General features: G+C 53.1%; 3 protein-coding genes and 1 pseudogene. All 4 read right to left on the bottom strand.

Features of this window, described 5'->3' with window-relative positions:
• Positions 1–97 precede the first annotated feature (97 nt).
• A pseudogene (locus AUK77_RS18910) lies at positions 98–361 on the bottom strand (helix-turn-helix domain-containing protein); the annotation flags it as partial.
• A 124-nt stretch (positions 362–485) separates the two neighbouring features.
• Positions 486–1,616: an integrase gene (locus AUK77_RS18905; RefSeq protein WP_256672071.1), complete on the bottom strand. Its 1,131-nt coding sequence runs from the start codon at positions 1,614–1,616 to the stop codon at positions 486–488.
• A 630-nt stretch (positions 1,617–2,246) separates the two neighbouring features.
• On the bottom strand, positions 2,247–3,443 hold the full coding sequence (locus AUK77_RS18900) for a zonular occludens toxin domain-containing protein (protein ID WP_296132846.1): 1,197 nt from the start codon (positions 3,441–3,443) through the stop codon (positions 2,247–2,249).
• Positions 3,443–3,700: a DUF2523 family protein gene (locus tag AUK77_RS18895; protein WP_296132844.1), complete on the bottom strand. Its 258-nt coding sequence runs from the start codon at positions 3,698–3,700 to the stop codon at positions 3,443–3,445. The genes AUK77_RS18900 and AUK77_RS18895 overlap by 1 nt, the downstream gene beginning before the upstream one ends.
• Positions 3,701–3,770 lie beyond the last annotated feature (70 nt).

Raw genomic sequence — 3,770 nt, 5'->3', positions numbered from 1 at the left:
GCTCAGGTGAATAGCTCGACATTACAGCTCTCTTTGACGCCCCCGATCTATCGTTTTGATAAATCAGCTCAGGCGACAACTAGCCTGACACCGGGGGCAGCATATGCGCCACCAATTCGAAGCGCTCGCTACCCGGCAACAGCTTTTGCTTCGGTCGACACACCTGACGGCGGGCCTGCATCTGCTGCTGGGCCACGCGGGCCGAGTAGCCGCCACAGGCATCTCGATTGCGGCGCAGCTCCCGGCTGATGGTCGAAGGGGATCGGTTGATCAAGCAGGCAATCCCGCGCAGGCTGAAACCTTGGGCATGACCGATTTGAATGGTGGCGCGCTCTTCAACGCTGAGTTCGGAATAAGACATAGGGACAGCACCGTACCGGAAAGGTCAGGTGTTGCACTCAGTTTTCGCCGCCGCCGAGTAATATCCGGGTCTGGTGATTATCGGATATTACATTTCTCTTTGACCGCAGTTCAGGACGATTATCTCATTCACGGTAATACCTGCCGTAGGTGTAAGCGATACTCGTAATACGTAGATCTTGCTGTAGTTCGGCGGGCTTGCGGGTTTGAGCGCCACTCCTCGCGCCACTGTCTCTCAAAAACCTGAGACTAGATCCAAGTAAAACATTCCAATGCTCACTACTTTCTCCTGCTGAAGTAATATCCGCATGCACTTGCCTGAGCGCTGTTTGGACGATATCTCGAATTTGACGAACAGAAAGCCCCGGACGCCCGTAGTTAGTCTCCAATATGGGTACTCCCTCATCTTTCTCAGGTAACGGCGATAGCCCTCGGCTTTTCCGGTAGCGTTTCAGATAGGGCAGGAACTTTGGGTTGACTGCGAGCCTTTCCGGCAGCGTGCCTGGGGCATCTAGTACCAGCCACCATTTGCCTCCCTCAAGCACGAAACAATCCATACTTGGACAGTATTCGCCTGAATTTGCGAGGTCTGCAGCTCGCAGATACATAAAAACCGTCGCCGCTACTATAAAAAGAGCACGCTCATCTGTGGGCTTGCCTGCTGCGCGGCGCTCTAGAGTCCGTAAAACACGACATAGCTGGTCTGAAGTAAGAAAACTACGAACAGGATAAATCCCACTTTCTGCATTTCCATTGTGCGATCGAGACGCCGCAACAGGATTGAATGCTGCCGCATCTTCTGCATGGAGGAAATTGTAAAAAGAGCTGCAGATGCTGTGTATCTGTCGCAAGGTACCCGTAAACGGTCTATAGGAGTCAGCCTCTGGTTGACTTCGGATGTCGAAAGGTCGCCAGCCTACGTTGAAAGTCCAATTCCCATCATCTTGAATGAATCGGGGAGTAGGCGCAGCACCAACCCAATTCGAAGGTGGCTTTTTGCAGAAAGAGATGAACTGTCCAAATTGATCCCGGTTTAACGTCAACGCCGATTTTTCGGCAAAAAACCAGCTCCAAAGAAGCAAGCGTTCCACAAATGCACGGTAATTACCGAATGTTCCGAGGGTACGATTATGGCGCGCAAGGAAGCGCAGCCCCCATTTAAAATCCGTCTCAACGTCATGTTCAGTCGAGAAACTCTTGAGATAGGCCGCGACACAGGGGTAGCGAGCATAATACTGCTCAAGGTCCAGAACCATGGACTCGGGACCGGCAAAGAGTGGATGCGGGTCTCTGGTGCATACTGACATCGTAGACTCCATCGCCCGGTGGCGAAAATTTGACCTTCGTTCCGTAACCGTAGCAGAGCATCTTTAGTCTTGTTTTTATTTTTTTTAAACAGTCAAAAAAGCTTCAGGAGTCCACTTTTTTGACTGTATATCGATGGGCAGTTAAAGGCCCCCAGGAGGGGATGACTTTCACATCATTGATTTTGCAGTATCTTTTTTCATCAGGTTTTGTCTCTTTTAATGTCAGGAGTCACAAATCCTGCGGTTTGCTTCGCTAACCTGATATTCTATTTAACATAATATACATTATGCGAAGCCTTGCCATGCAAGAACAGCGATAACGGCCAAGCTGATGATCAGCATCGACTTGACGCTAAAAACGCTTGGCGGGCCTTTCTGGGGGCTTGATGAATAATGCAGAGGCTTTTGCTCTGCTGCTTCGCGTGCGGCTTGTCGCGCTTGGCGGCGTTCCTCGCGATACCAATCTCGGTCTTGCATGCCCACTGGTTAGGCCTCCTATTCAGAAAAGCGGGTCCCTCCCGCAAGCGGGAGCCCTCCCGCTTTCTGCCCAGTTTGCCACCAGCGGGAGCTGGTGACGAGTTAGGGAGCGAGTCCGGCGGTTGCGACCTTGCCACGCAAACCAGTCTGAGGCAGATCGTCAACGACGAAACCAAGGTCGTAGCCCTTATAGGTGACGCTCAAAATTCGGTTTGATTGAGCCTCAATCTGATAACCGGCCTCGCGGAGATCGTCGAAGCTGACACGGCTAACGGGCTGGCCATTCTGGGCAATGGTGATAAAGCCGTTTAGGTAGTCCTGTTCGACGCCATCACGGAAACGTTTACCGCGTGCCATGGCTGCGAGGTGCAGCGTGTTGCCCTGGTACGGGTGGAGTTTTTCTTCGGGGCCCCGGGGCTTGGCTTCAATGGCGGGCGCTGGTTCAGCTTGGGGCTGTGCTGGCTGGTCGGTTGATTGCTGAACGGCGACAGGCTGAACCTTGGGCGGCGGTGCCTGCTTGGTGTCGCGCATGAGGTTGTAGCCAACGAGGCACGCGAACAGAGCGCCGCAGATAGCAGCGCCTTTGAATGACCAGTGGCTATAGAGGGATTTAACGTCATTGGCGCCATATTCCTCGCCGCTGCCGCCTTGGGTTTGGCTGATCCAGAGACCGAAGTATGAAGGGTTATAAACGCGCTCGCTGACGTTCATAACCTCGCCTCGTATGCCGTCCTGCACCTTGCGGATGTAGCGGTCAGGCTGGCCCCATGCGGTCTTTTTGGTGAGGCGATAGACCATTTGAACGTTGTCGCGGATCGCCTGCGAGAGTTTGCCGTAACTCTGGGTAATGAAAAGCACGTCATTGACGAAGTGGCGGTGTAGAGCGCTCCACTCCTCGACCTGAACAGATGTTTTGCCGCGTGGAATTACGTTCTGTGCTTCGTCGATGACGAACAGTGCGCCGGTGTTGGTGTGGGGATGTCGCCATGTGTCGTAGTAGTCCCAAACGTTGGCGAATGGGCGTGCCATGACATCGGGATAGATGATGTCGGCGGGGTTTTCAAAAAGATGAAAAGCGCCCTCCTCTCTGGTCGGTTCCCACGTCCCACGAATCGGCATGGCGCGTTTTCGCATCTCGATGAGGGCTGGGAAAGTGGGGTCGATAGAGGCCCATTTTTCGAGGTTCAAAGGCATGTTGGTAATGACTTTGCGGCCCTGCGAAAGCGCGGCCATGATGTGAAAAGCACACACCTCGTAACCCTTGCCGGAGCCTGATTTTCCAATGATGAGATTTTGCATTAGGAACCCCAGCGAACGAATGGGATGGTCTGGAGGGTGAAGCGGATCACCAGAGCGGCAACGACGATTGAAATTGCTTGAGGCACACCGATGTAGCCCATTAGGGAGGCGGCTTCTTGCGGAATCATTGCGTAGTAAGTTTGGGGGTTGAAAGGCGTGTCGATCGCATCGAGCGCACCGGTAGCGATCTGCAAAAGGCCCTCGAAAAGCCAACAAAAGAGATCAGTGATGTTGGCGCTGATGGAAAATTGACCCACCCTGCCGATTGAAATTTGACCCAGGGCGGATTGCTGATTTTGTTACCAGCAACTGTGGATAAGTCTACCA

This window comes from Pseudomonas sp. Ga0074129, assembly GCA_001465025.1.
Lineage (GTDB): Bacteria > Pseudomonadota > Gammaproteobacteria > Pseudomonadales > Pseudomonadaceae > Aquipseudomonas.
This window is presented reverse-complemented; position numbering and strand designations above follow the sequence as displayed.

Bases quoted from the DNA above. Each gene is read 5' to 3' on its own strand.
- AUK77_RS18900 (WP_296132846.1), bottom strand. From the start codon at position 3,443: ATGCAAAATCTCATCATTGGAAAATCAGGCTCCGGCAAGGGTTACGAG.
- AUK77_RS18905 (WP_256672071.1), bottom strand. From the start codon at position 1,616: ATGGTTCTGGACCTTGAGCAGTATTATGCTCGCTACCCCTGTGTCGCG.